The organism is Chitinophaga sp. W2I13 (assembly GCF_050434005.1).
GTDB lineage: Bacteria > Bacteroidota > Bacteroidia > Chitinophagales > Chitinophagaceae > Chitinophaga.
Window position 1 is genome coordinate 7,524,672 of sequence record NZ_JBNPWD010000001.1, and the last position, 25,097, is coordinate 7,549,768.

General features: G+C 48.6%; 24 protein-coding genes. 10 read left to right on the plus strand and 14 right to left on the minus strand.

Annotated features, from left to right (window positions below; translation table 11 throughout):
* Window positions 1–7: 7 nt before the first annotated feature.
* Together QFZ48_RS30585 and QFZ48_RS30590 are read right to left on the minus strand one after the other, a co-directional pair.
* Window positions 8–826: an MbnP family protein gene (locus QFZ48_RS30585; RefSeq protein ID WP_429065256.1), complete on the minus strand. Its 819-nt coding sequence runs from the start codon at window positions 824–826 to the stop codon at window positions 8–10.
* Window positions 827–903: 77 nt separating this feature from the next.
* The gene (locus tag QFZ48_RS30590; RefSeq protein ID WP_429065257.1) at window positions 904–1,299 is read right to left on the minus strand and encodes a hypothetical protein; all 396 of its coding nucleotides are present in this window, start codon (window positions 1,297–1,299) and stop codon (window positions 904–906) included.
* Between the two features lie 157 nt (window positions 1,300–1,456).
* Between QFZ48_RS30590 and QFZ48_RS30595 the strand changes: the two genes are divergently transcribed.
* On the plus strand, window positions 1,457–1,930 hold the full coding sequence (locus QFZ48_RS30595) for an RDD family protein (RefSeq protein WP_429046950.1): 474 nt from the start codon (window positions 1,457–1,459) through the stop codon (window positions 1,928–1,930).
* Between the two features lie 69 nt (window positions 1,931–1,999).
* Here the strand turns inward: QFZ48_RS30595 and QFZ48_RS30600 are convergent, their stop codons facing one another.
* From QFZ48_RS30600 to QFZ48_RS30610, 3 genes are read right to left on the minus strand one after another with little or no spacing between them, the layout of a single operon-like run.
* Complete coding sequence (locus tag QFZ48_RS30600; RefSeq protein ID WP_429046948.1) at window positions 2,000–2,200, minus strand: hypothetical protein; 201 nt, start codon at window positions 2,198–2,200, stop codon at window positions 2,000–2,002.
* A 29-nt stretch (window positions 2,201–2,229) separates the two neighbouring features.
* Window positions 2,230–3,573 (minus strand): PQQ-dependent sugar dehydrogenase, encoded by a 1,344-nt coding sequence (locus QFZ48_RS30605; RefSeq protein WP_429046947.1) that lies wholly within the window; start codon window positions 3,571–3,573, stop codon window positions 2,230–2,232.
* 9 nt (window positions 3,574–3,582) lie between these two features.
* Window positions 3,583–3,756 (minus strand): hypothetical protein, encoded by a 174-nt coding sequence (locus QFZ48_RS30610; RefSeq protein WP_429065259.1) that lies wholly within the window; start codon window positions 3,754–3,756, stop codon window positions 3,583–3,585.
* 155 nt (window positions 3,757–3,911) lie between these two features.
* Here QFZ48_RS30610 and QFZ48_RS30615 point away from each other — a divergent pair, with 155 nt between their 5' ends.
* Together QFZ48_RS30615 and ligD are read left to right on the plus strand one after the other, a co-directional pair.
* Entirely contained in the window at window positions 3,912–5,432 is a 1,521-nt protein-coding gene (locus QFZ48_RS30615; protein ID WP_429065261.1) for an FAD-dependent oxidoreductase, read from the plus strand.
* A gap of 33 nt (window positions 5,433–5,465) precedes the next feature.
* Window positions 5,466–8,072, plus strand: coding sequence for a DNA ligase D (gene ligD / locus QFZ48_RS30620; protein ID WP_429065263.1), 2,607 nt, complete (start codon window positions 5,466–5,468; stop codon window positions 8,070–8,072).
* Window positions 8,073–8,154: 82 nt separating this feature from the next.
* Here the strand turns inward: ligD and QFZ48_RS30625 are convergent, their stop codons facing one another.
* Window positions 8,155–9,069: an SDR family NAD(P)-dependent oxidoreductase gene (locus tag QFZ48_RS30625; protein WP_429065265.1), complete on the minus strand. Its 915-nt coding sequence runs from the start codon at window positions 9,067–9,069 to the stop codon at window positions 8,155–8,157.
* Window positions 9,070–9,179: 110 nt separating this feature from the next.
* On the opposite strand from QFZ48_RS30625, the gene QFZ48_RS30630 reads away from it, so the two are divergent.
* From QFZ48_RS30630 to QFZ48_RS30645, 4 genes are all read left to right on the plus strand, one after another.
* Complete coding sequence (locus QFZ48_RS30630; protein ID WP_429046940.1) at window positions 9,180–9,698, plus strand: CinA family protein; 519 nt, start codon at window positions 9,180–9,182, stop codon at window positions 9,696–9,698.
* A gap of 156 nt (window positions 9,699–9,854) precedes the next feature.
* The gene (locus QFZ48_RS30635; protein ID WP_429046938.1) at window positions 9,855–10,121 is read left to right on the plus strand and encodes a hypothetical protein; all 267 of its coding nucleotides are present in this window, start codon (window positions 9,855–9,857) and stop codon (window positions 10,119–10,121) included.
* A gap of 52 nt (window positions 10,122–10,173) precedes the next feature.
* Window positions 10,174–11,892, plus strand: a complete 1,719-nt coding sequence (locus tag QFZ48_RS30640) for a carbamoyltransferase family protein (RefSeq protein WP_429065267.1) — start codon at window positions 10,174–10,176, stop codon at window positions 11,890–11,892.
* Window positions 11,893–11,900: 8 nt separating this feature from the next.
* Window positions 11,901–12,887 (plus strand): glycosyltransferase, encoded by a 987-nt coding sequence (locus tag QFZ48_RS30645; protein ID WP_429065268.1) that lies wholly within the window; start codon window positions 11,901–11,903, stop codon window positions 12,885–12,887.
* 4 nt (window positions 12,888–12,891) lie between these two features.
* Here the strand turns inward: QFZ48_RS30645 and QFZ48_RS30650 are convergent, their stop codons facing one another.
* The 5 genes from QFZ48_RS30650 to QFZ48_RS30670 form a co-directional block, all read right to left on the minus strand.
* Window positions 12,892–13,971, minus strand: a complete 1,080-nt coding sequence (locus tag QFZ48_RS30650) for a glycosyltransferase family 9 protein (protein ID WP_429065270.1) — start codon at window positions 13,969–13,971, stop codon at window positions 12,892–12,894.
* A gap of 5 nt (window positions 13,972–13,976) precedes the next feature.
* Window positions 13,977–15,455 carry a D-glycero-beta-D-manno-heptose 1-phosphate adenylyltransferase gene (gene rfaE2 / locus QFZ48_RS30655; protein ID WP_429065272.1) on the minus strand — a complete coding sequence of 493 codons (1,479 nt, stop codon included), beginning with the start codon at window positions 15,453–15,455 and terminating at the stop codon, window positions 13,977–13,979.
* Window positions 15,439–16,023: a D-glycero-alpha-D-manno-heptose-1,7-bisphosphate 7-phosphatase gene (locus tag QFZ48_RS30660; protein ID WP_429065273.1), complete on the minus strand. Its 585-nt coding sequence runs from the start codon at window positions 16,021–16,023 to the stop codon at window positions 15,439–15,441. The genes rfaE2 and QFZ48_RS30660 overlap by 17 nt, the downstream gene beginning before the upstream one ends.
* Window positions 16,020–17,285, minus strand: coding sequence for a glycosyltransferase family 4 protein (locus QFZ48_RS30665; RefSeq protein WP_429046926.1), 1,266 nt, complete (start codon window positions 17,283–17,285; stop codon window positions 16,020–16,022). Before QFZ48_RS30665 ends, QFZ48_RS30660 begins: the two co-directional genes overlap by 4 nt.
* A 308-nt stretch (window positions 17,286–17,593) precedes the next feature.
* Entirely contained in the window at window positions 17,594–17,851 is a 258-nt protein-coding gene (locus QFZ48_RS30670) for a hypothetical protein (protein ID WP_429046924.1), read from the minus strand.
* An 83-nt stretch (window positions 17,852–17,934) separates the two neighbouring features.
* Here QFZ48_RS30670 and QFZ48_RS30675 point away from each other — a divergent pair, with 83 nt between their 5' ends.
* The gene (locus tag QFZ48_RS30675; RefSeq protein WP_429065275.1) at window positions 17,935–19,332 is read left to right on the plus strand and encodes an MmgE/PrpD family protein; all 1,398 of its coding nucleotides are present in this window, start codon (window positions 17,935–17,937) and stop codon (window positions 19,330–19,332) included.
* On the plus strand, window positions 19,329–20,333 hold the full coding sequence (locus QFZ48_RS30680) for a glycosyltransferase family 9 protein (protein ID WP_429046920.1): 1,005 nt from the start codon (window positions 19,329–19,331) through the stop codon (window positions 20,331–20,333). The genes QFZ48_RS30675 and QFZ48_RS30680 overlap by 4 nt, the downstream gene beginning before the upstream one ends.
* Here the strand turns inward: QFZ48_RS30680 and QFZ48_RS30685 are convergent.
* Both QFZ48_RS30685 and QFZ48_RS30690 read right to left on the minus strand, forming a co-directional pair.
* Complete coding sequence (locus tag QFZ48_RS30685; RefSeq protein ID WP_429065277.1) at window positions 20,330–21,331, minus strand: glycosyltransferase; 1,002 nt, start codon at window positions 21,329–21,331, stop codon at window positions 20,330–20,332. The two genes, QFZ48_RS30680 and QFZ48_RS30685, sit on opposite strands and share 4 nt — an antisense overlap.
* A gap of 52 nt (window positions 21,332–21,383) precedes the next feature.
* Window positions 21,384–21,887, minus strand: coding sequence for a low affinity iron permease family protein (locus QFZ48_RS30690; RefSeq protein WP_429065278.1), 504 nt, complete (start codon window positions 21,885–21,887; stop codon window positions 21,384–21,386).
* 244 nt (window positions 21,888–22,131) lie between these two features.
* Here QFZ48_RS30690 and QFZ48_RS30695 point away from each other — a divergent pair, with 244 nt between their 5' ends.
* A complete protein-coding gene (locus tag QFZ48_RS30695; protein WP_429065279.1) occupies window positions 22,132–23,859 on the plus strand; it encodes a hybrid sensor histidine kinase/response regulator in 1,728 nt (575 codons plus the stop codon).
* Here the strand turns inward: QFZ48_RS30695 and QFZ48_RS30700 are convergent.
* Entirely contained in the window at window positions 23,856–24,809 is a 954-nt protein-coding gene (locus tag QFZ48_RS30700; protein WP_429065280.1) for a terpene synthase family protein, read from the minus strand. The genes QFZ48_RS30695 and QFZ48_RS30700 overlap by 4 nt on opposite strands.
* Window positions 24,810–25,097 lie beyond the last annotated feature (288 nt).

Genomic DNA, 25,097 nt, shown 5'->3' on the forward strand with positions numbered 1-25,097 from the left:
GTTAGTTTTAATTTTCCGTATGATCGTGGTGGAACATGTGGCTGTAGTTGTCCGCTATTTTTGCGCTGAAGTCGCCAAACATCACGGTGGGATTGGATAAGATGCTGACGGTGGTAGCGCCGTTAAACATTTTCAGTACATCTGCCATCAGGTGGATATTTGCTTCCCTACCCTGCCTGACTTTTGCGGTGCCGCCGGCGGTGAGGTTGATGGTAATGGTCCTGTTATTGTTTAAGGTAGGCGCGCTGTATCCGCCGAAGCCACCGATATGATAACGGAATTTGTGTTGCCCGCTGGGGTCTGTTGGAGCGGCGTCTGAGGTGCCTTCCATTTTAAAGAAGATGTAGCCCATATTCCAGCCCCAATACATACCATCGTCCATCCCACCGGCGGGATCCAGTACGCCGGTGCGTTTGCTTACGTCCATTACGCTGCTGAGGCTGTCCACACCCAGGATGAAGCTGAGGGAAGTATATTCACCTTCCGGTACACGCACTTTTACAAACTGCGAGGCGGGGTCTGATTCTGATACCAGGAAATAGCTGCTGTCTTTGGGGACGGTGTATTCCTGTCCGCCGGCATTCCTCACTTTGATATTGGTGATAAAATACTTCAGGCGATCTACTTTAAAAGATTCTCCTGCCGCATTCATATACGTGCCGGTATTCAGCTGGAGGTTTTTATCGCCCGCGATATTATCAAACTGAATGGATAGCGTGGCTTTCGTGGTTTCATTAGCTGCCGGGGTGGTGTCGTCTTTTTTGCAGGCGGTGATGCCGCTGCTGATCACCAGGATGGTGAGTATAATTTGCCTGATACGGTACATGTTAAATGGTATTGTAAAGAAATAATAAATGAATGATCCGGGCAATAGAAGGCCCTGTCTGCATGGACTGCAGACCTTTAAAGCATATGCGAAACCGGGGCGATGGGCGGGCGGAAAACGGACGAGGGCCGGTCAACAGGAGCACCTGTATGATCACATACCGGGTAATTGGTATTTACAGCAGTGAATGCCGGTTTTAAAATATTATTATCAGGAAGACAGGCATAAAATATTTCGCTCCTGTTATCTGTTTTACTCCAGGGGCTTTCGTGTTCTTTCCGGTCTTCCTCACGGAGTTGTTTCGCCAGGTGGCATTTACCGTTACAATGCAGTTGCGGTTGATCGCGGTTAATACACAAATTTTTCGCGATGTACTCCCGGTTTACATAAAACCCGAGCATCACCACATAACGGCCTGATAGCTGGCAAAGCCAGATCAGCATTAGCAGTACCGTTATCATTTGTTTCCGCATTGCTTAAGTAGGTTGTAATTTCCTGCAAAGTTATTTCTTTGATAAGTAGCTGCCTGAAAATGAACGGGACAATGATTTAGATAAAGTGACTTTTTTTCCGGGGAAAAATAAAAACCACCTGATTATTTTATAATTTACTTTAAAATCCTTTTAACCTATGGAATTACAAACACAAGAATCCATCTTTACGGATGAGGCCACGCTTGAAATGGCCGGTCATGGCCGGCGTCTGGCGAATTACATCATAGACCTGGTCAGCTTTTATATTGTCCTGATAGTGGTAATAATACCTATTACGATTGCCTATCCGGATCTGCTGGACTTTGCGGATTCGCCCGGGATGGACTATCTCGACAGGTTGCTGGCCATGGTGGCGTATGGCATCTATATGGGTGTGGTAGAAGCTGTATTTAAGGGAAAGTCGCTCGGCAAACTTATCACGGGCACCCGTGCAGTAAATGAAGATGGGAGTGAAATATCAGCGAAAACCGCTTTCCTGAGGGGGTTGAGCCGTGCAGTTCCGTTTAATGCTTTCAGTGCGTTTGGCGGCTGGTGTCATCCGTGGCACGACCGGTGGACCGATACTTATGTAGTTGATGTAAAGAAATCAATTTTACCGGTGGGGAAATAATTTTGTGGCTATAAAAGCCGGCAACAGGGAGTTCCTGTTGCCGGCTTTTATACAGTTATTTACTTGTAACTACTCTGATACGTTATCCGTGTCTTTTGTATGCTTTTCTTCTTCCTGTTTTTTTTCTTCTTTTTTCTTTTCCTTATCGGGTATCACATTTTTCAGTGTATCATCCGATGTTACTTCGCGGGTAATATCGCGGCTGTAGTCATTTCCCAGATCCGGACTGGTTTCGCCATGTCCGCCGATCGTTTTGTCTTTTAGTGGCATAACATTCCGTTTTAAAGGTTAAAAATTAATTATTCAGCGGCTACGCGCCAGATGGTGTTGGCAGCATCATCTGCTACCAGCAGGGCGCCATCTGCCGCTACGGCCACTCCTACCGGCCGGCCGTATACGTCGCTTGTTGCTGCATCTGCGATGAAGCCGGTGAGAAAGTCTTCCGCAGGCCCTGACGGTTGCCCTTTTTGAAAGGGCACAAACACCACCTTATACCCTGCCAGTTGTGAGCGGTTCCAGGAGCCATGCTGCCCTATAAAAGCGCCTTGCTGGTATTTGCCAGGGAAAGCGCTGCCGCGGTAAAAAACAAGTCCTAATGAGGCCGTATGTGCGCCCAGCGGAAAATCAGGTACGATCGCCTTTTTTACGGAGTCAGGCTGCGTTCCTTTCAGGCGTGGGTCTTCATGCTGACCGAAATAAGAATAGGGCCAGCCATAAAAGCCGCCTTCCTTTACGCCGGTCAGGTAGTCCGGCACCAGCTCATCGCCCAGTTCATCCCGTTCATTGACCACGGTCCACAGGGTATTGGAGCCGGGCGCCCAGTCCATGCCAACGGGGTTGCGGAGACCACCTGCATATATCTTTTCATCGCTGCCATCAGGATTGACCTGCAGGATATTAGCCCTGCGCTTTTCGTTTTCCATACCATGCTCCGCCACATTGCTGCCGGAGCCTACGGACACATAGAGCTTTGCGCCATCCGGCGAAGCGATCACATTACGGGTCCAGTGATTGTTGTAGCCGCCAGCCGGCAATGCCAGTATGGTTTTACCGGCTGCGGTAATTTTGTTATCGCCTTTTTTATAGGGGAACTGTACGAGACCGTTGGTATTAGCTACGTAAAAGCTGTTGCCGAGGATGAGCATCCCGAAGGGCTGGTCAAGCTTTTGCAGGAACGTAAACCGCTGGTCGGGTTTACCATCTTTATTGGTATCTCTCAGCAGGGTGATACGGTCCGCGCTTTTCTGTTCATTCTCTGATGCGGCCTTTCCGGATACTACATCGCCTACTTTCTGTACAAATGCGCGGGTGGCATTTGACTCTGCCACGAAGATGTCGCCATCCGGCGCCACATAGATCCAGCGTGGATTTTTGAGTCCGTCGGCAAATTTAGTGACGGTAAATCCTTTCGGCGCTACCGGAGTTTTGTTTCCCGGCCACCCGATAACACGACTGAAATTTTTCACAGACTTGGTCGTATCCGGCTCTGGAAAGGTGTCTCCCGGCACATTTTGCTGGGCCGCGAGGCTATCCGACGCGGGCGCTTTCTTTTGTTGATTATTGCAGGCAAATAAAACCGTAGCCATGAATAACATCCATGTATTTTTAACGCCACGGGATTTTCTTAAGGCTTGTATCTGCATAAAATAATTTTACTGTTCTCCGCTGGTATCCTTTTTCTCTCCATCTATCTCTTCCGTGTTCTCTCCTTCCGCATCCTCCGCAGATTGGATCTCCGCCGGCTCGGACTGTTCCTGTTTTCCCAACAGGTCATTTTTTGAAAAAGGTTTTTGTGCCGGTTGCTTACTCTGATCGTGCTGTTCCATAACCTGTCTTTTTAAAACATTAAAAAATCAAATGTTCCTGCTCAAAATTTCGGCAAAATCATGCCAGTATGAACAGCGGCATGATCCGTATGTAAGGAGTCCTCCTCTACCGTGGCATAGTATTTAGATGTGATTTAAATACTAAACCAATAGCTATGATATCAAGAGATGCATATTCCATCAGCCTCTGGCAGGATCACGCAATGCCCTTTGAAGGGAGTAAAACGGCTGACCCGGACAAACTATACGATGTGATCATTATTGGCGGGGGAATTACCGGCATAAGCACCGCCTTTCTTTTACAGGATGAAGGCAAAAACTGTTTGCTGCTGGAAGCGGAAAATATTGCCTATGGCACTTCCGGCGGCACTACTGCGCATTTAAATACATTGCTGGATACTCCATATTATGTGATCCGGAAAAACTTTGGCAAGGAAGCCGCCCAACAGGTATATGCCAGTGTTACAGAAGCCATTGCACTGATAAAACATAATATCAGCAGATGGGGAATTGAGTGTGGATTCAGTGACGCAAATGCTATCCTGTTTGCACAAAATGAGGAGCAGGACAAGGAGCTGGAGCACATTGCAGAAGCCGCTGCCGAGGCGGGGCTTGAAATGACCCCTGTGGACACCATTCCCGTGTCCATTCCTTTTACCAAAGCCATGAAAGCCGGCGAACAGGCAAAGTTCAATCCCCTGCAATATATTCAGGGCCTGGCGCGTGCCTTTGAAACCGCAGGCGGTACCATCCGGCAACAATGCCGCGTAACCGGTGTGGACAACAACGAAACCGTTACCGTTACCACCAATGCCGGCACTTTTAAGGCCAGGGCGGTGATTTATGCCACGCATATTCCACCCGGCATCAACCTGCTGCACCTGCGTTGTGCACCTTACCGCAGCTATGCAATGGCCTTTACGCTGGAAGACGACAATTACCCGGATGAACTGATCTATGATATGCATGATCCTTATCATTACTACCGGACGCAGGAAGTAGACGGACAAAAATACCTGATCGCCGGCGGGGAAGATCATAAAACCGGTCAGGATGAAAATACCGCCCAATGTTTTCTCCGGCTGGAAAGCTATGTGAGGCAACACTTTAAAGTGAAGGCAATAAAATATCAATGGTCGTCACAGTATTATGAGCCGGTAGATGGATTACCTTATATCGGAAGGCTTCCGGGCGTGGAAGATAATATCTTTGTGGCTGCCGGCTATGGCGGAAACGGGATGGTGTACAGCAGTGTGGCTGCTTTGTTACTGAAGCGGATACTGCTGCAGCAGAAGCCCAAAAACGAAGCGCTTTTTGATCCCAACCGTATTAAACCTGTGGCGGGATTCAGCCAGTTTATTTCCCACAATGCGGATGTAGTGAAACAATTTATGGGTAAATTGTTTTCCGGCGAACAGCTGGAAGTGCTGGCAGGAATAGCTCCCGGAGAAGGCAAAGTAGTGGAGTATGAAGATCAGAAAATAGCGCTGTATAAAGATGAAGAAGGCAGGTTGCATGCGCTGAAACCTGCCTGCACGCATATGAAATGTGATGTAAGCTGGAATAACGCAGAACATTCCTGGGACTGCCCCTGCCACGGCGCCCGTTACGGTATCAACGGCCAGGTGCTGAATACCCCGGCAGATCAGGGACTGGAACAACTGGATATCTCCTGAAACATTATATTATAGTATTCAAAAAGGCTGGCTATGAGTTTGGAAAAATACCGTCAGAAAAGAACTTTTAGTAAAACGCCGGAGCCTACCGGCGGGAAAGGTGAGGATCAGCTGCTACACTTTGTTGTACAAAAGCACGATGCCTCTCACCTGCACTACGATTTCCGCCTGGAAATGCGGGGTGTGCTGAAAAGCTGGGCTGTACCCAAGGGACCGTCTATGGACCCGGAAATAAAACGGCTGGCCATGATGGTAGAAGATCATCCGTATAACTATAAGGACTTTGAAGGTATTATTCCCGAAGGCAACTACGGCGCCGGCACCGTGATCGTTTGGGATGAAGGCGTTTATGAACCGGCGGACGATAATGACGCAGATAAGAAACAACAAACAAAAGACCTCCTGCATCAATTGCACAGCGGCAAACTAAAATTTGTGCTCAAAGGGAAAAAGCTCAAAGGCAGCTTTGCCCTGGTGAAGGCAGCAGGCAGAGGAGAAAACGCGTGGCTGCTGATGAAAGTAAAAGACCGTTACGCTTCCAAAACGGAAATTACCGCTAAAAACAAATCGGTCATTTCCGGTAAAACCATTGAGCAGATTGCAAAGCATCCGCCTAAAGTATGGAAAAGCAACCGGGAACCCACCGTTACTAAAACAGCCGCTAAGAAAAAGGCGGCAGCAATACCAGCAGCAGATGATTTTACCGCGCTGTTGAAAAAAGGGAAAACGGCTCCCATGCCCAAAGAAATTAAGCCCATGCTGGCAACGGTTACCTCCAAACCGTTTGATAAAGAAGACTGGCTTTATGAAATAAAGTGGGATGGCTACCGCGCCATCGGGTATCTCAACAATGGCAGGGTGGACCTGCTTTCCCGCAACCAGCTTTCTTTCAATGAAAAATTCAGCGTGATCACCGAAGCGCTGCAGCAATGGAAAGTAAAGGCCGTAACCGACGGCGAAATTGTGGCCGTAGATGAAAAAGGTAATCCCGACTTCCAGGCCCTGCAAAATTATTTTAAGCACGGCAAAAGTGCGCAGCTTGTTTATTACGTTTTTGATATACCCTGGTATAACGGCAAAGATCTCACACACTTACCGCTGGAAGAACGGAAAGCGATCCTGGCGGAGATCATACCGGCGGATCATGACATCATCCGGTACAGCAACCATATCAGCGGGCAGGGCACCGCATTTTATGAGGCAGCCGTTGATAAAGGGCTGGAAGGGGTAATGGCCAAAGCTGCCGGCAGCAGCTATATTATGGGCCGCAGAACGGAGAGCTGGCTGAAAATTAAAAACAGTCACCGGATGGAGGCCATCATCTGCGGGTATACTGCCGGCAGGAACAGCCGAAAGCATTTCGGGGCAATTATACTCGGAAAGTATGAAGGGAAAGAGCTGAAATATATTGGTCATACCGGTGGCGGATTTAATGATAAACTACTGAAAGAACTTTTTGCAAAATTCCAGCCGCTCCTTGCACCAAAACACCCGTTTAAAACCAGGCCCCAGACCAATATGCCCGCTACCTGGTTAAAACCGGTGCTGGTATGTGAAGTAAAGTTTGCCGAGGTAACGCGGGAAGGCATACTTCGTCAGCCTGTATTTATGGGATTACGGGAAGATAAAAAAGCAGCAGATGAAAAAGAGGTAAAAGTTGTTGCCCCTCCCGCCGGGAAAAAAACATCCTCCCGGAAAAAGGATGCGGGGATATTTTTACCCGATGATGAGAAGCAGGTAGAAATGAAGGTAGACGGTAAGTTGCTGAAATTTACCAATCTTGATAAATTATACTGGCCGGATGAAGGGATCACCAAGCGGGATATGATCAATTACTATGCAGCCGTTGCCGACTACATACTGCCTTATCTGAAAGACCGGCCACAGTCGCTCAACAGGTTTCCCGAAGGCATCAAAGGATTTAATTTTTACCAGAAGAATGTGGAAGATAAGGTAGCCGACTGGATTCCAACCTTTCCTTATACCAGCGAATCGGATGGGGAAACAAAATCATTTCTTGTTTGTAAAGACAGGGCCACGCTATTGTACATGGCTAACCTGGGATGTATTGAATTAAATCCCTGGCACAGCAGGATCCAGCATCCTGATGAACCGGACTATTGCCTGATAGACCTGGACCCCGACAACAATTCCTTTAACGAGGTAATTGAAACGGCGTTGGTGATCAAAGATATTTTAGATGAAATTGGTGCGTCTTCTTTTGTAAAAACTTCGGGGTCTACGGGCATGCATATACTTATTCCCCTGGGTGCGAAATACAGCTTTGAGCAATCGAGGATGCTGGCCGAGCTGATTGTAAATATTGCCAACAAACAACTGCCGGATAACACCAGCGTGCTGAGAACACCGGCTAAAAGGAAAGGCCAGATCTATCTCGACTTTATGCAGAACCGCCAAATACAAACGATGGCGGTGGCTTATTCGCTGCGGCCGAAGCCGGGAGCTACCGTGTCGGCGCCTTTGCGGTGGGAGGAAGTGAAGAAGGGTTTGAAAACGGCTGACTTTAATATTTATAATATGCCGGAGCGGATAGCGGCGGAAGGCGATCTGCTGAAAGGTTTGCTGGGAAAAGGCATTAATATGAAAACGGTGCTGAACAAATTGCAGCGTTTATTATAAGGTGGCCCGCATTCCGTACGGACCACCTTATTTATCAGGGTTTCAGGATTTCATAAGTTGTGTCTTTTTAAAGTTAATGGAATCAGTTTATGTCCTGGTTCAGATCACCATCACTGCGACGGCTATCTTCGTTAATATATTCCCGTTCCTTGCGGGAAGCTACATGTCCCGGCTTCTTTTCGCCGAGGGCTTCTGTACTGGGTTCGTTCAGTTTGCGCGCGTTGGCGGCTGCTTTGGAAGTGCCGAGCAAGTCGCTCATCCACACATGCATTTTTGTTTTTGAGCCGGAAATAATTTTGCGTTCTCCTTTCATCAGTGCATCATAGCCGTCTTTCGCCACTTCTTCCGGAGGAGCCAGTGATTTTTCACGATAGGTAACGGTGTCTTCCTGGTGTGCCTTGTGGAAGAAGTCGGTATCTGTGGCGCCAGGCAGTAATACCGTAACGGTTACATCGGTGTCACGCAGTTCTTCTGCCAGGGCGGCGCCAAAGGAAATAACAAAGGCTTTGGTGGCTGCGTATACGGACAACAGCGGCATCGGCGTGGTGCCTGCTTCTGATCCCAGCAGCAGGATGCGGCCCATGTTCCGTTTATGCATGTCTCTCAGGTAAAATTTGGTGAGCGACATTAACGCAATGATGTTTAACTGGATGATATCAATATCCCTGTTCAGGTCAGTTTCCAGGAAAGGGCCCCATTCTCCCTGTCCTGCGTCATTTACCAGCACATCGATGCTGATACCCATGTCTTTTGTTTCCGCATAAATTTCAGCCGCAGCAGATGGCATGAACAGGTCTTTTGTAATGGGCGTTACTTCCACTCCATAGGCCGCTTTCAGTTCATCCGTTACTTCCTGCAGCCGGTCGGGGTTCCGTGCCACGAGGATAAGATTGTAACTGTCTGCCGCCAGTAGTTTAGCCAGTTCATAACCAATACCGCTGGTAGCGCCGGTAATTAATGCGTATTCATTCCTGTTGTTAACATTAACGGTTGTCATAGCAAATGAATTAAGTGTGTATAGAATGATTTTTAAAAATGGCAGCAAAGACGGGGCCGGGTGTGCTGAATGGCACAGCTTTAGTGATTTATAAAAAAAAGCAATGAACCATGGACCCATTCATATCTGATACTGAATTACTGCGTGATATCCGGCAACTGCTTACCAGCAACCAGCAAACCCTGGCGGTAGCAGAAAGCGTAACTGCCGGGCATTTGCAGGTAGCGCTTTCGCTGGCTGAAAAAGCGATGGATTTTTTCCAGGGTGGTATTACCACTTATAACATTGGTCAGAAAACAAAGCACCTGAACATTGATCCCATTCACGGACAAAAGTGTGATTGTGTATCGGAGAAAGTAGCGCTGGAGATGGCGATAGCAGTGGGGCCTTTATTTTCGGCAGACTGGGGCATTGCTATCACCGGGTATGCTTCACCGGTGCCTGAGCTGGGCATCTCAGAACTGTTTGCCTATTATGCTTTCAGCTTCAAAGGGCAGCCCATGTCGCAGGGCAGGTTAAAAGCAGCCGACAACGGAGATCCGGCTGCAATACGGCAATATTATACCCATGAATTATTATTACTTTTTAAAGATGCATTACATCTTCCTTATTCTCCCGTAAAAAAATAATACAAGCGGTTACAAGCTGAAAAATTACTCCCACTCTGTAACCGGTTTTCCCATTGAATGGGTAAAGTGTTCCGCACTCCACAAGGATAGTAATGCGGGAAGCGCTGCTCCGGCACATGGCGTAGTCTTTGAACGACATTAAATAAAACTCAGACTATGGAAAAACAAGCATCAAAACAAAGTACTCCTGACAAACAGGTTAGCGGAGGATTCAGCAGTCATGCCAATACGCAAAGTACTGCCGCACAAAATGCCCGTGAAGAAGAGGATCTTGATACCGGGTTAACAGCAGATGAAGAAGCGGACGAGGAAGTAGAAGATACCGATCCGCCATTAGACGAAAATGACCTGGAAGAGAATAATCTTTCAGATGAAGAAGCAGATAATATTGAGTGGGACCAGGACAAGGAATCCGGCAGCTGATATTATTGTTTCCCTTACTAACCCATTTTTTATTTCATTTTAATTTCTGGAGATGTATACATTAGGTATAAATGCCGCTTTCCATGATTCAGCTGCCTGCCTGGTCAAAGACGGGCAGCTGATTGCAGCGGTAGAAGACGAGCGGTTTACCCATATCAAACACGGAAAAAGACCCATTCCATTTGCAGCCTATGAGCTGCCTTTTCATGCCATTGATTATTGTTTGCGTACCGCCGGCATTCATATCAACGATGTAGATCACTTTGCCTATTCTTTTGATCCGTACCAGTTGATGGAGCCGGAAGTTGCCAACAAAGAAGAGATAAAACTGCCCTTATTTCCGGCGGGAACACTTACCGCGGAAAAGTGGCAATCGCCCTGGGATCCGTTATTTCTGCAGGCCATTGTTAATGCCAGGGGACAACTGAATGATGGTTATCCGCATCACCTGCAGCCAAGTTTTTATCAGGGTAACAGTAACCCCGGGCAGTGGCATCATATCGACCACCACCTCTGCCATGCTGCCAGCGCTTTTCTTCCCTCTCCCTATCATGAAGCGGCTGTAATGACGATAGACGGCCGCGGGGAAAGGGCTACCACCACTTTCAGTACCGGGTCCGGCAATGCGCTGGAGAGGATCAGCCAGGTAAATATGCCACACTCACTGGGACTCCTGTACGAAAAAATTACTACTCATCTTGGGTTTCTTCATTCTTCTGATGAATACAAGGTGATGGCGCTGGCATCATACGGCAAACCTGTTTATGTAAATGCGTTACGCGATATTATTTCCTTGTCTGATAATGGGCAGTACCAGATTGAGGATGTGGACCTGACAGAGATCCTGGGTCCTAAGCGGCGGAAAAATGATCCGTTCACTGCGCATCATTTTGACATTGCACATTCCATGCAGCAGGTGTTGCAGGAAAGCGTGCTTTCGCTGGCTTCCTGGCTGAAGCGGGAAACACAAAGCGATACCCTGTGCTTTGCCGGCGGGGTAGCATTAAACTGTGTATTGAATGCCACTATCCGCGATGCAGGCATCTTTAAAAACATGTGGGTACAACCGGCGGCCGGCGATGCCGGCACTGCGCTGGGTGCTGCCCTGTGGCTGGATGCGCGGATGCGGCATCCGGAAGGAAAGGATTTTGTAATGGATCATGCTTACTGGGGTCCGGCTTATACAGATGCGGAAATTGAACAGTTTTTAAAATGGACTAAAACACCCTACCGCAAGCTGGATAACATAGCAGAAGAAACCGCGCAATTGCTGGCAGATGATAAGATCATCGGCTGGTTCCAGGGCCGGATGGAGTTCGGTCCGAGGGCGCTGGGCAGCCGCTCCATTCTGGCTTCTCCCCTGCATGAGGATATGCAGGCCCGCCTGAACGAAGTGAAAGACCGGGAGGATTTCCGGCCGGTAGCGCCGGTGGTGACGGAAGAAGATGCCGCTGAATGGTTTGAGGGAGCGAAGCAATCGCCCTATATGTTGTTTGTATACCCGGTGAGAAAAGACAAGCAGTCCCTTATTCCGGCCGTTACGCATGTGGACGGCACCGCACGTATCCAAACCGTAAATGAAGCCCAGCATCCGGCTTATTACCAGCTTTTACAGGCATTCAAAAAGAAAACAGGTGTGCCGGTATTAATCAATACCTCTTTTAACACATTGGGTAAGCCTATTGTATGTACGCCCCGGGATGCACTGGAATGTTTCTGGTCGTCGCCTTTTGATGCACTGGTAATAGGCTCCTTCCTGGTTGAAAAATAAATAACAAGATGAAGAAAGAAATAAAGATCTCCGTAGTGATTCCAACCTATCGTAGACCGGAGCTGCTGATGGAATGTATTCATGCGCTGGCGCGGCAGCATTTCGACAGGGCGGATTTTGAAGTACTCGTGGTAAGCGATGGTCCGGATGCTGCCACCAGAAAGGTGGTATCCTCGTGGAAAGCCACCGGCCTGTTGCAGCTGAAGTACCTGAGCCTGCAGCATAAAGGAGGCCCGGCGGCTGCCAGGAACAAAGGATGGAAAAATGCGGCCGGAAAAATCATTGCCTTTACTGACGACGACTGCCGGCCCGACCCCGAATGGCTGAACCGTATCTGGCAGCACCACCGGCAGGACGAAGACCTGGTGGCCTACACCGGCAAAGTGGTGGTGCCAATGCCCGAACCCGGCGCGATCACAGATCACGCGTACAATACCGCTCATTTATCCGAAGCTGAATTTATTACAGCCAACTGTGCATGTACTAAAAGAGCGCTGGAGCTGACAGGAGGTTTTGATGAACGGTTTACGATGGCGTGGCGGGAAGACAGCGACCTGGAGTTTAACTTTCTCCGGCATGGCATTCCTATCCGTTACCTGCCGGTGGCGCGGGTGGTTCATCCCGTGCGTAAAAGTTCGTGGGGAAGCAGCCTATGGGACCAGCGCAAGGGTATTTTCAATGCGTTACTTTTCAGGAAATACCCATCTCTTTATAAGGCCAGGATCAAGCAATCGCCCCCGCTGAAGTATTACATTATGGCCGGCAGCCTGCTGGCATTTATGATTTGCTTATTGTTGGGAAATTTACCTGTCGCGGCGTTATTGCTGGGTTGCTGGATAGTCACGTGGCTGTATTTCACAGGTCAGCGGTTATTACATACCAGCCGTCAGCCATCGCATATGCTGGAGATGCTGTATACTTCTGCCTTTATTCCCATACTGTCTATTTACTGGCATTTTTATGGCAGCATTAAATACCGGGCATTTTTCCTGTGAGTAATTAAACCGGCTGCAGCAGTTTGTTCACCGCTTTCAACACATTTTCCACGGTTGCTTTTTTCAGTTGATGCTTAGGGATCTGTTGATAAGCATATTGCAACAATACATTTTTACTTTGCAGCGATGGGGGAACATCAAAATATAACACTTCACTTCTTACCCGCCAGGGCGTGTGCTGCAAATTTGTTAATGCATACAGTACAATCACCGGCGTAGCCGTAGCTGCAGCGATATGGATCGTTCCCGTATTTACAGAAATTACCAACGGGCTTTTACGGATCAGCAGCGCAAATTCAGCGACAGACAATGTGCCTGCCAGGTTGATAGCGCCCTCACCAATGGCTTCTTTCAGCGCTTCTGCATCTGCTTCTTCACCGGTGTTGCCGGTAATCAGTAGCTGACACTGATGATGTGCAATGATCTGCTTACCTATTTCCACCCACTTATAAAAATTATACTGGCGCTTTGCGTCCTGCACCATTGGATGCATCACGATCCAGGGTTTGAGGTGATCGGCGCCATACAGTCTCATTTTTTTGATGATGGCCGGCCAGTGCGTTTCGTGCGTTTGCAGGGAGAGCTTTGTGCTCATCACTTTCGCGCCGGTAAAAGCTACCAGGTTAATATCGCGTTCCACCTGGTGATGGACGGTATGCAGCGGTTCCTCATCCGGGATCCAGTGTGTAAGCAGCTGGTAAGGATTTTCGCGGCAATAGGCAAGCCTTAAAGGAATGCCTGCCTCAAAAGCCAACATAGCCGTAGGCAATGGATTCTGGCTGTATACCGTAAAAATAATCGCCGCATCAAAATGTTCTTTGCGCAGGGTTTCCACCAGTTGCTGGTAGGTTTCCGGCGTAGCCACATGATCATGTTTTACCCAGGGCGCATTGAATACAATTACCTGGTCTATTTCCGGTATGTCGGCTGTTACCGGGGCGGCGGCGGCGGAAGTGAGCAAGGTCAGGTGGCATTGAAAAGACTCTTTCAGTGCCCGGAAAGCCGGTGTGCTCATCAGGAGGTCGCCCATATTGTCGAGGCGGATGCACAGGATTTTCTTGCAGTCGTTCCAGTGTGTATTCATAACTATTAAGCGGGATGTGATAGTTGCCGGTCGGATATTTTCCTGATAATAGCGGTGGTAGAGCGGTCTTTTACCAGTGGCAGCAGTACTATCTCCCCGTGTTGCTCTTCCACCAGCCTGGCTTCCGGCAAATCTTCCAGTGAATAATCTCCTCCTTTTACAAACACCTGCGGCCGCAAAGCTGCAATCAGTGCAGCGGGTGTGTCATCTGTTATATCCCCGAAAGGTACAATGTGCGTTACTGCCCCAAGACCAGACAACACCTGCATCCGTTCTGCGAGGGTGTTCACGGGTCTGTCGCTCCCTTTCAGGCGGCGGATGCTTTCATCGGTATTAATCCCGACAATGAGCACATCGCCCAGTTCCCTTGCGCGGCAGAGGTAATTAACATGACCGCTGTGGAGGATATCGAAACAGCCATTTGTAAATACTATTTTGCTGCCGTTGTTGCGATAGAAATTCCCCAGCGCTTCCAGTGTATCCGTATCCGTGAGCACCTTACCATTGAGCGCTGCGGCGGCCAGCAATTCTTTGGATGTACAAAAAGCAGTGGTAGCTTTGCTAACGGCAATGGCAGCGGCCATGCCTGCTACTGCAGCCGCTTTTGGGGCATCAGCCCCATGCAGGCACGCTACCGTAAATGCGCTGATATAACTATCGCCGGCGCCGGATACCTGTGGATGCAATATTTTTTGTGCGGGTGTATGCAGCAATAGCCGGTCCCGCTCAAAGATCAGTGCCCCGGCTTCATCCAGCGTTACGGCAGTAATATGTGCGCCGGTGGCGTTGAATATTTCCTCCCCGGCCTGTTGCAGGATGTCCAGCCTGTTTGTTCCGTTGAGGCGGAGTTGCAGCAGCCGGGCAATTTCATCGCTGTTAGGTTTTACCAATGACGGATGCAGGTCCCGGTAAGCAGTGAGGTTTTTTGCATCTATGGCAAGAAACGGCTGGTATCGTTGCTGCAGGCGTTCCAGGGCAGTGATGATGCGGGGCGTTAACAACCCTTTCTGGTAATCTGCCAGCAGTACGGCGTCGAAGCCGGCGTATATCCGTTCCAGTTGGTCAATCACCTGGTCTTCCGTTTCCCGGCTGATAGTTGTTTCCGTACCCGTATCATACCGCGCGATCAGCTGTGTGCCTGCCAACAGGCGGGTTTTGCAGATCGTGCGCCGTTCAGGCGGTGAGAACAGTAAGGGGCTGATGTGATGCCTGCTGAGAAGTTGCTGTATCTGTCGGCCTGCTGCGTCATTTCCGGTGATGCCGAGGCAAGTAACCTCCGCGCCAAAGCCAGCCAGGTTGATAGCCGTATTGCCGGCCCCGCCGGGGGCGTATTGCCGGCTGTTGACCTCCACCACCGGTGCGGTGGCTTCCGGGCAAAGACGATGACTTTCTCCCTTCATATATACATCAAGCAACAGGTCTCCTATCACCAGTACGGATAGCTTTTTTTCTGCTGCACAAATCTGCTTAATAAGTAAGTCCATAAACAGGGTTCTTTGAGTGTTCGATAATAATATCTGTCGCCGCCGGCCAGGAGTCTGCCCGGTATAACGGGGTCCTGCTGGCATCCATCCGCCATTCGGTTTCATGGCCGTTATCCAGCAGCAGGGTTTTGCATCCTGCCCGGTTGCCTGCTTCTATATCGTTGAGGATATCGCCTATCATCCAGGACGAGGGCAGGTGAATGTGGTGATCTTTGGCTGCGCCCAGGATCATACCGGCGCTAGGCTTCCTGCATTGGCAGTTAACCCGGTATCGTTTAAGTGCGGCTTCCGGGTGATGCGGGCAATAGTAACATCCGTCGAGCCAGGCGCCTTCATCACGCAGCAGGCTGTTGATGTAATTAAAAACACCTACCAACATAATTTCGCGAAAATAGCCGTGTGCCACACCCGCCTGGTTGGACACCAGGATCAGTGCAAAGCCCGCTTCCCTTAATCTCCGCAGAGATACTCCTGCAAAAGGTTCCAGCGTTATCTTTTCAGGGTTCACGTTGTACGGTTCGTCATGGATCAATGTGCCGTCTTTATCAATGAATATGGCTTTTTTCATACTGCTCTTTTTATGGTATCTGCTTCACTTCTCCTGCTGCTTCGCGCCAACACCTCACCATAAAGTTTGTGCATCCTGGAGGCTACCTGCTGCCAGGTAAACAATTTGCGTACTCTTCTTACTGCCTGCTCTCCCATTTCATTTAATTTCTCAGGCGCCTGTAACAGCTGGCTGACGGCGGCAGCCAATGCCTCCGGATCTTTCGGTGGTACCAGTTTACCGGTAACGCCATCGGCTACACTATATTTGATACCACCTACGTTAGCGCCAATCACCGGCGTTCCGCAGGCCATGGATTCCAGCGGGGTGATACCAAAGGGTTCGTACCAGGGTGTGGTGATAAAGAGGTCTGCTGCAGAGTAATAGTACTTCAGTTCATCCCTGTTTTTATGTCCTGCAAACTGAATACCGGCCGTTACGCCCAGTTCCTTTGCCAGCATTTTCAGCCGCTGGGCTTCATGATTATGTTGGGTGGGGTTGGCGTCGCCGCCCACTACAATGAGCCGGATGTTATGCTGGCGGCAGCTCAGTTTTGATAACGCCTGGATGACGTTGTCGATTCCCTTACGGGGAACGATACGGCCAAGCTGCAGCAGTATTTTTTCTTCTTTGGGTAGCCGCAGCATAATGCGGGCCAGTTGCTTATCTATAGGAAACAGTTCTTCGAGGTTTACGCCACATGGGATAACAGCAATCTTATCTGCCGGTGCATCATAGTATTTCAGCAAATCTTCCCGGTCTTGCGGACATTCGGCCACAATACCGTCTGCCATCAGCATGGCTTGTTCCTCTATAGCCAGCCGTTCCGGCGGGAACCGGTCATTTTCTCCCTGGAACAATTGCCGGATATGACCTAAGGCATGGAAAGTAACTACATAAGGAATACGTAATAAACCTTTTATTTCCATTGCCACCAGGGCAGACATAAAGAAATTGGCGTGTATAAGCTGATAGTCGATTTCTTCTTCCTTCATAAATCTCAGCATGTCTTCTCTGAAGGCAGCCATATAGGGCAGCAGCTTTTCCTTTTCGATCACTTCCGGCGGACCTGCATCTACATGAATGATCCTGATTCCCTGCCGCCATTGTAAGCAGCGGGGATAATCACGGTTCTCCCTGCGGGTAAAAATATCTACCGCATAACCTTTCTGGGTAAGCTGTCTTGCCAGTTCCGCCACGTACACGTTTTGTCCGCCTGCATCTACTCCGCCCAATATGGCCAGTGGAGAAGCATGCTCGCTGATAAATGCTATCCTTTTCATACTATTAGATTTTATCGAATTAGTTGAATGCTACTTTCAAAAAAATCAATAATAGCACCAACCGGATAATGTGAACAGGTTAGCGTTTTCAACGGCACGGCAACCGGATTTCTTGAGCCCGATTCAAACGCCTGTGTTGTAAAGCGCTTCAAAGAAAAACAGCCTGCTGGCGTAGAATATAGCAAGATCGGGCATTGGGGCGTTTCCGGGATAGAATAAAATTCACACAACAAGCATTAATCTCTACAAAGTATCCATATGGTTCTCAAAAAAAAATGGATGCATATTTAAGCATCCATTTTTTTTTGCTACGATCTGTTATTCTGTTGTATGGCCTCCCATATCTGTTGAACAATGTACCCGCCTTCCATTTCCGTAAGCCTGGGAGAACAGGTAAAGCCATCCCCGTTTTCCATCAGCATGAGGTTATCAGGCACAGCATGATGAAACAGTTCACCCAGGTTGTCGTTCAGTAAGTAATACACGGAATGGCCGTTGTAAGTGTCCGGCTGAATGTCCAGCGAATATGAACGGCCATTTACAGTGGCATTTAGATGCTGTATCATAACAAAGATTTATGAAATAACCACAAGTATTGCACCAGTACAACTGGCATGTTTCTGGCCGTTAGCATCTGTTAAAAAACAGTATGAGCAACCAGATTAAAATGATGGCGGAATACGCAGACAGCATCCGATTCAGTTCGTTGCCTGCGGCGATTACAAAACAGCTGAAGATACATTTACTCGACAGCATGGCTTCTTTCATATTCTCCACCCGGGAAGATCTTCCACAAAAAGTAGCGCAGGGGCTCAGCAGGTTGTCTGGTATACAAACGGCTGACTTCCCGTTACAACTGCCTCCTAACCTCGCTGCGCAGTATTATACCACACTGATCAGGTACCCGGATTTTATGGATAACTTCCTGGCCAAGGAATCTACCTGTCACCCCAGTGATAACATTGGTGCATTGTTAGCCGCCTGCCACGTAAAAGAGATCAGTGGCGCCGACTTCCTCGCTGCGATGGCCGTAGCCTATGAAATGGAATGCCGGCTTACCGAGCAGCTGCCGGTAATGATCAGCGGGCATGACCATACCACGCTGCTGGCGTTTTCCGCCACTGCCGGAATTGCGAAGCTGCTGCAAATGCCGGTGCCGCAAATGATGAATGCCTTAGGTATTGCCGGCTGCAGCTATCATCCTTTGGTGACCTCGCGTGCTTCTTATACCACCCAGTGGAAAGGGCTGGCTTCCTCTCTTGTGAATGAAGGTTGTATGACGATCTGTGTGCTGGCACAGGAAGACATTACCGGGCCTGTACAATTGTTTGAGATCCCCGAAAAGGGATTTAATGCTATTTACGGGATGAAGCTGGAGTACGACTGGTCTAAAGACCAGTTTGAACTGATCCCACGTTGTTGTTTGAAAACTTATAATGCGGAAGTACATACCCAATCTGCTATTACCGCAGCTGTGGAATTAAGGGAACAGCACCGGATTAACCCGGCTGACATCCGGCAGGTGGAAGTAACCACCTTTCTCACGGCTTATCATATTGTTGGTGGCGGCGAGTATGGCAACCGCACGCTGGTGCATACCAAAGAGCAGGCAGATCATAGTATGGCTTATGTAATTGCCGTGGCCCTGCTGGATGGTGAAGTAACGCCGGAACAATTTTCGCCTGAACGGATTACCCGGACAGATGTACAACAACTATTGCAGAACGTAACCACCCATACCGCATTTCCGCTGCATAAACCGGTGAAGGTAGCGGGTTTGCTGGATCCTTACACAGCCGCTTATCCTGATAAGCTTAAAAGTAGTGTAGCCATCCGTATGAAAGATGGTACAATATTTAAAGCGGAAAAAGAAGCATACAAAGGATTTTATACAACACCTTTCACCTGGGAAGATGCAGAGGAAAAATTCAAAAGGCTCACGCAGGGGCGGATATCCGAAAGCACCGGTGAGCAGATTGTGGCATTGATACAAGACCTTGAACACAGCAGCATCCAACAATTGTTACAGCTAATTTTTAAGTCATGATAACCAGCCATATTCAACGCATCGCTATTTTAAGGGCCTTACAGCTGGGCGATCTTTTATGTGCAGTACCGGCCTTCCGTGCGCTCAGGGCGGCGTTTCCGAACGCGCATATCACTTTGATAGGGTTACCGTGGGCCAACACTTTCCGGCAGCGGTTCTCTCACTACATAGATGAGATGGTGGTATTTCCCGGCTATCCCGGGCTGCCGGAGCAACCGCATGACCCGGTCGCTTTCAGCGAATTTATGAGTCTCATGAGAAAGCGATCGTATGACCTGGTATTACAGATGCAGGGCAACGGCACACTGGTGAACCCCCTGGTGCTGGCGATGGGAGCGAAATACACCGGTGGGTTCTCTCCCAAAGGTACCGTTCCTGAAAGCGGGATGTTTGTTCCATATCCGGAAGACCTCCATGAAATTGAGCGGCACCTGTACCTGCTGAAGCAGCTGGGCATACCAGAAGCGGGCACACATCTTGAATTTCCGCTGACTACCGCCGACCGGGATTCGTTCCGGAGCCTGCAATTACCGTGTGAGGACTACCGGTATATTTGTGTGCATCCCGGCTCACGGGCAGCGTGGCGGCAATGGCCTCCACCTTACTTCGCCGCAATTGCCGACCACCTGGCAGAACAGGGTTGGAAAATAGTACTCACCGGCAGTAATGAGGAGCGCGAATTGACGCTGGCCGTAAAAAGCTATATGCGGTTCCCCGCAGTGGATACTGCCGGAGAACTAAGTTTAGGAGGCATGGCCGTGCTGATAAAAAAATCGAGGGCGCTGGTATCCAACTGCACGGGCGTATCGCATATTGCAGCGGCCACGGCAACTCCCAGCGTGATCATCAGCATGGATGGCGAACCGCATCGCTGGGCGCCGTTGAATACGCATCTTCATTGTACCACCGACTGGACCCGCCACAATGATTTTGACCGGATGCTGATAAAAGCAGATCAGCTGCTGGAGCGTACAGATGCCCGGGTGTACCACCGGGCTTAGTGTCCGTTGAGTGCAGGCACGGCGGAAAAAAGGCTTTCAGGTTGCCATGCCATGCCGGTAACCTGACGGAACACCTGCTCCCATTCTGTTGTAAAGCGTGTGATATTAAACAGGGCATTGGCGGTTTCCTTTGCGCGCGCTCCCAGCCGCATCGCATGTTCGGGATCATTTAACAGCAGTTGCATTTTTTCGGTGAGGTAGTTCACATCTGTATGGATATAGCCATTTTCGCCATCTTTAATAACTGTTACCAGTTCCGTGGTAGCCAGCGCCACCACCGGCATTCCCTGCATCATGGCTTCACAAACTGCCAGCGCTAAACTGGTGTGTCTTACCGGGTGAAAATAAAACCGGTACCTGCTCCGGAAAGCAGGCAGATCGGGATGCAGCACTTCTCCAACGCCTTCCTGGTTGCCCATACCGGCGAGGTCCAGCGGCACCTGCCTGCTTACCTGGTCGTAAATATCCCATCCAAGGGTTCGGCCCCGTTGCCTGAGATGGTTAATGGTTACGAGTCCGCAGGGAAGGTCGCCGCAATAAGGATAAGGAGAATCCGTAACCCCGTGTGTGATAACGGTAACGGGCGTACGATTATTATCCCACATCAGTTTATTGAAATGCGTGACGTGTACCAGCAGCACCATCGGGTCATCCACTACATGCGACTGGTTCACCGGGTGGAGCGATGGCGTGTTGTGTTCCAGGTAAATACGCGGCAGCCGTTGCTGCGTAGCGGATAATACATCAAACTGATCAGTGAGGTAATTTTTTTCCGATTGAAACAGGATACAATCGAATGTATAATGTTTTACCTCATCGAAAGGAATTTCGTGTACATTATTGCCGAAAGGAAAAGTGGCTCCCCGGCCATAATACCCTTCTTCTTTGTTTTCCTTCACCGGAATATACAGTTCATAGTTGCCCTGGGACAGGTAGTACAGGTAGCTGCCGTGTACATGCCAGGTAAATATTCTCAGTTTTTCAGCGACATGGTGCATAAGTTGTTTTTTTATGGAAGTCATCAAGAATAACACCAAAACAATGGTCATTTTATTTCCGGGGCGCTTTCTTTTTGGACGTTTTGCGGGACAGCAGGTCTTCCTCATGTTTACTCAATGCGTCTCCGATCGCTTCTTCCACGGAGTGGGATTCTGTCATGGTCATTCTTTTCCTTGTTTCTTCCACCATCACACAATAGTATTTGTGCAGCACATCCAGTTCTTCTTCTGATAAATTTTCCACATCAATCAGCCGGTTGCTGGCTGTTTTGTTGGCTGCAATGAGTTCATTGAGTTTCAGTTGAACTGATTTGGCGTCTTTATTCTGCGACTTCTGGATAATAAATACCATCAGGAAAGTAATGATGGTGGTACCGGTATTGATAACGAGCTGCCAGGTATCGGAGTAGCCGAATACGGGCCCGCTGACTGCCCATATAATGATCACTCCCAGGGCTATAAAAAAGGCCCAGGGGCTACCGGTGGCGGCGATGACCTTTGTGGCCATTGTTTCAAAGAAATTGGTTTTAGGTTTTTTGTCGGTAAGCGCTTTCATAACATCGGACTGTTTGGTTTCTCTTCTTTTCCCATACAACTTTTGCACCAGCGCTTTTTAGAGGGATAAAACGGGTTTTCCGCCACAATCTGACCCAGTGGCGCCACAGGATATTCCCTGCTATACCGCGTCTTTCACGTATGTTACCAGTAATTCGTATATTGGTTTGAATTTACCACGGAAGACACACCAGAATGAACACGTTTTCTACGCCTACTACCCTCAAAAATGACGCATGCATATTTTGAATATTATTAAAAACGCTGGCACCCAATATTCCACGGAGCCAGAAAAGCGTACCATCCTCATTATTAATTCCCTGGCATTTCTAACCAGTATGCTTGTTTTTATACTTGGAGGAGTCTTTTACCTGCTGGTCCACAGTTTACTGATCCTGCTGCCGCTATTGCTGGAGGGTATCGGGATGCTTGCGGTTATTGTATTGAACGGTATGGGTAAAAGGGACAGCGCCAACTTCAGCATGTTTGCCATCCATTACATAGCGGCGGGTTACTGGACAATTTTATTAGGCAATGCCATCCCGATTGAAGTGGTGATTGTTTTTCTACTGATCTTCCTTATTTGCGGTTCTTTCCTGGTATATAAACGTCACAAGGCAAGAATAGGTTTATTACTGGCAATTGCAGTGCTGCTGGCAGTAACCCAGGTGAATACTTTTTTTGGGTTCATTAAACCAATAGACCTCCATCCTACATCTGCTTATATTATGCGGCTTTGCACCACCGGGGGGATGATTACTTTCATTTTGTTTGTCATCTTCGAGTTTATGAAGGAGATCATCCGGCTGATGGAGGATCTCAGCAAATCGAACAAAGTGCTGGCAACAAATGCTGCTTTCCTGCGGGAAACATTTCACGAGCTGAAAACGCCGCTGAACAGCATTTACGGTATTGCACAGTTGCTGGATATGGTACGGAAGGAAAACAAGCAGGCGCCCATCATGGAGGAAATAGGGCCTGACCTGAAGAATTTACTGGGTGCGGGACAGCTATCGCGGGACATTGTAAACAATGTACTGGATCTGAAACGGATCGAGGCCGGCAAATTTTTTGAAATCAAGCTGGGGGCTGTTCACCTGCGGGATTGTATTGAGCAGTGTATGGCAATGAACCAGTATACCGGCGCCCTGCAGCATGTCCGTATTGTATTAAACTACCAGTTACCGCAGCAATTTATAGAGAGTGATGAAATCGTGCTGATTAAAATCATCAATAACCTGACTTCCAATGCCGTGAAATTTTCTTCCCCCGGCGGGGAGGTGGTGATCAGCGTTTTCCGGGACGATCACCAGATTTGTTTCCGTGTTAAAAATGAAGGGGAGATATCGCCTGAGCGGCAGGAAAAATTGTTTCTTCCTTATGAGTCGGAGCGAAACCATATTACATCGGGAACCGGTATCGGCCTGCACCTCACGCAGCAGCTGATCACTTTACTGGAGGGTAGTATCCGGGTATTCAGTGAAGATCATTATACCATCTTCGAGTTTTTTATTCCCTTCCGCGCTGCGCATCCTGAGGCGGCCATCGAAAAGAAATTTGACATCAGCAAAGACGAATTTGAGGGGATGAAGGTGTTGATTGTGGATGACAACGAGATGAACCGGTATGTAATCGAAAAATTTGTGACCAGAGGAGGTGCAAGGGCGTTGTTATGCAGCAACGGGCAAGAGGCGCTGGAAGCTACACTGGCGGAAAAGCCGGACATCATTATCACTGACTCGCAGATGCCGGTGATGAATGGCCGGGAATTCCTGTTGCAGTTGCGGGCCATTCCTTCGTTTGCTGATACACCGTTTATCGTTATATCGGGAGATGCTTTCAACAAGTACAGTAATGAATCCGAGGAGCTTTTAAAGGCAGGCGCGAACGCTTTCTTTAATAAGCCCTTTTCTTTTGAGGACCTGTATGCTGAAATGATGAAGCATCTCCCGGCTAAATCTGTAAAAGCCTAAACTTTACTTTTGTATCGTTCGGTATCGATGAGCGCCCAGTCGAAATAAGCCTTGATAGCGATGTACAATCCGTCGATGTACACATCCAGCTGCGCATTGATCTCCCCGCTCCAGAAAGGCAAGCTGGCGCGGTGCTCCTCCAGTATAAGCAAATTACGGTGGTATTCATCCGAGATCTGCTGAATGGCTTCCTCCAGGGAAATACTCAGTTCCTGTTCATAGATCAGTACGAGGTTCAGTCCTTTCGTTTTTAGTTCCCTTTCCCGTTCCAGGGAGTGAAGGTCGTTGGCCAGGTTGGCGGTGAGATTCAGCAGGAGCTCTATTTTTTTTACCAGCCAGTGTTCATATACTTCTTCCGGCAAATCAATTTTCCCAAAGATGCTTACCAGCGGGAACATAATATAGAAGCCGGTTTTGGGTCTCCACTGGAGATATTCCCGGATGCTGGGGCTATATTCTCCTTCCTGCATTTCTGTTTCCCACAGGCATTCTTCAAAATAGGACACCATCTCTTTGCAGAACAAGGAATAGAGAAATGGCGGGCTGAGATGTTGGAAGCGGGTGCGGATGTTGATGAGTGCATCATTCAGGGGTGTTTCTACCGTGCTTTCCCGGTGTTCCATAATAGCGATAAAGCCGTTCAACATACTGCGCAGCCAGGCGCCTTCCAGGGTGCCAGAAGAAAAGCGGTCGCATTTGTCGTCGATGGTAAACAGCCAGGTGATCAGATCCCCCACCAGGCATAGTTCTTCATAGTTTGCGGCGGGATATTCCCGGGCGGCATACCAGCCGAATTTACCTTTGTTAAACCGTTTGAGCTTTTCGGGCGATTCCAGGCGGAATTCATGGGCCCATTTAAAAGTGTGTACCTGTACTTCTTCTGCAAGCGGGCTTATGGCAGAAGGGGTTGGAAATTCCAGGGCAGGAATGTAGAGGGTGTGTGTTTCCATGTTTTTTAATGTTTATTAAGTGAAAAGAATCTGCATACGGAACCCGCCGGGTTTTACCGGGATAAGGGCATCAAAATGGATAAATGGTTGACATTCAGATATTGAGTATAGTACGCGGGTCAGCCGGCAAGGATGAGCGAATACACTACGACAAAAGTCTGTAAAAATGTTTTAGCGGAAGGCTTTCCAGGTTTTGGGGTTTACATATCTTACCAGGTCCGGACCAAACATATTTTCACTTTATATAACATGATATTCTTTTTTTCAAAAAAAAATATGCTTATATTA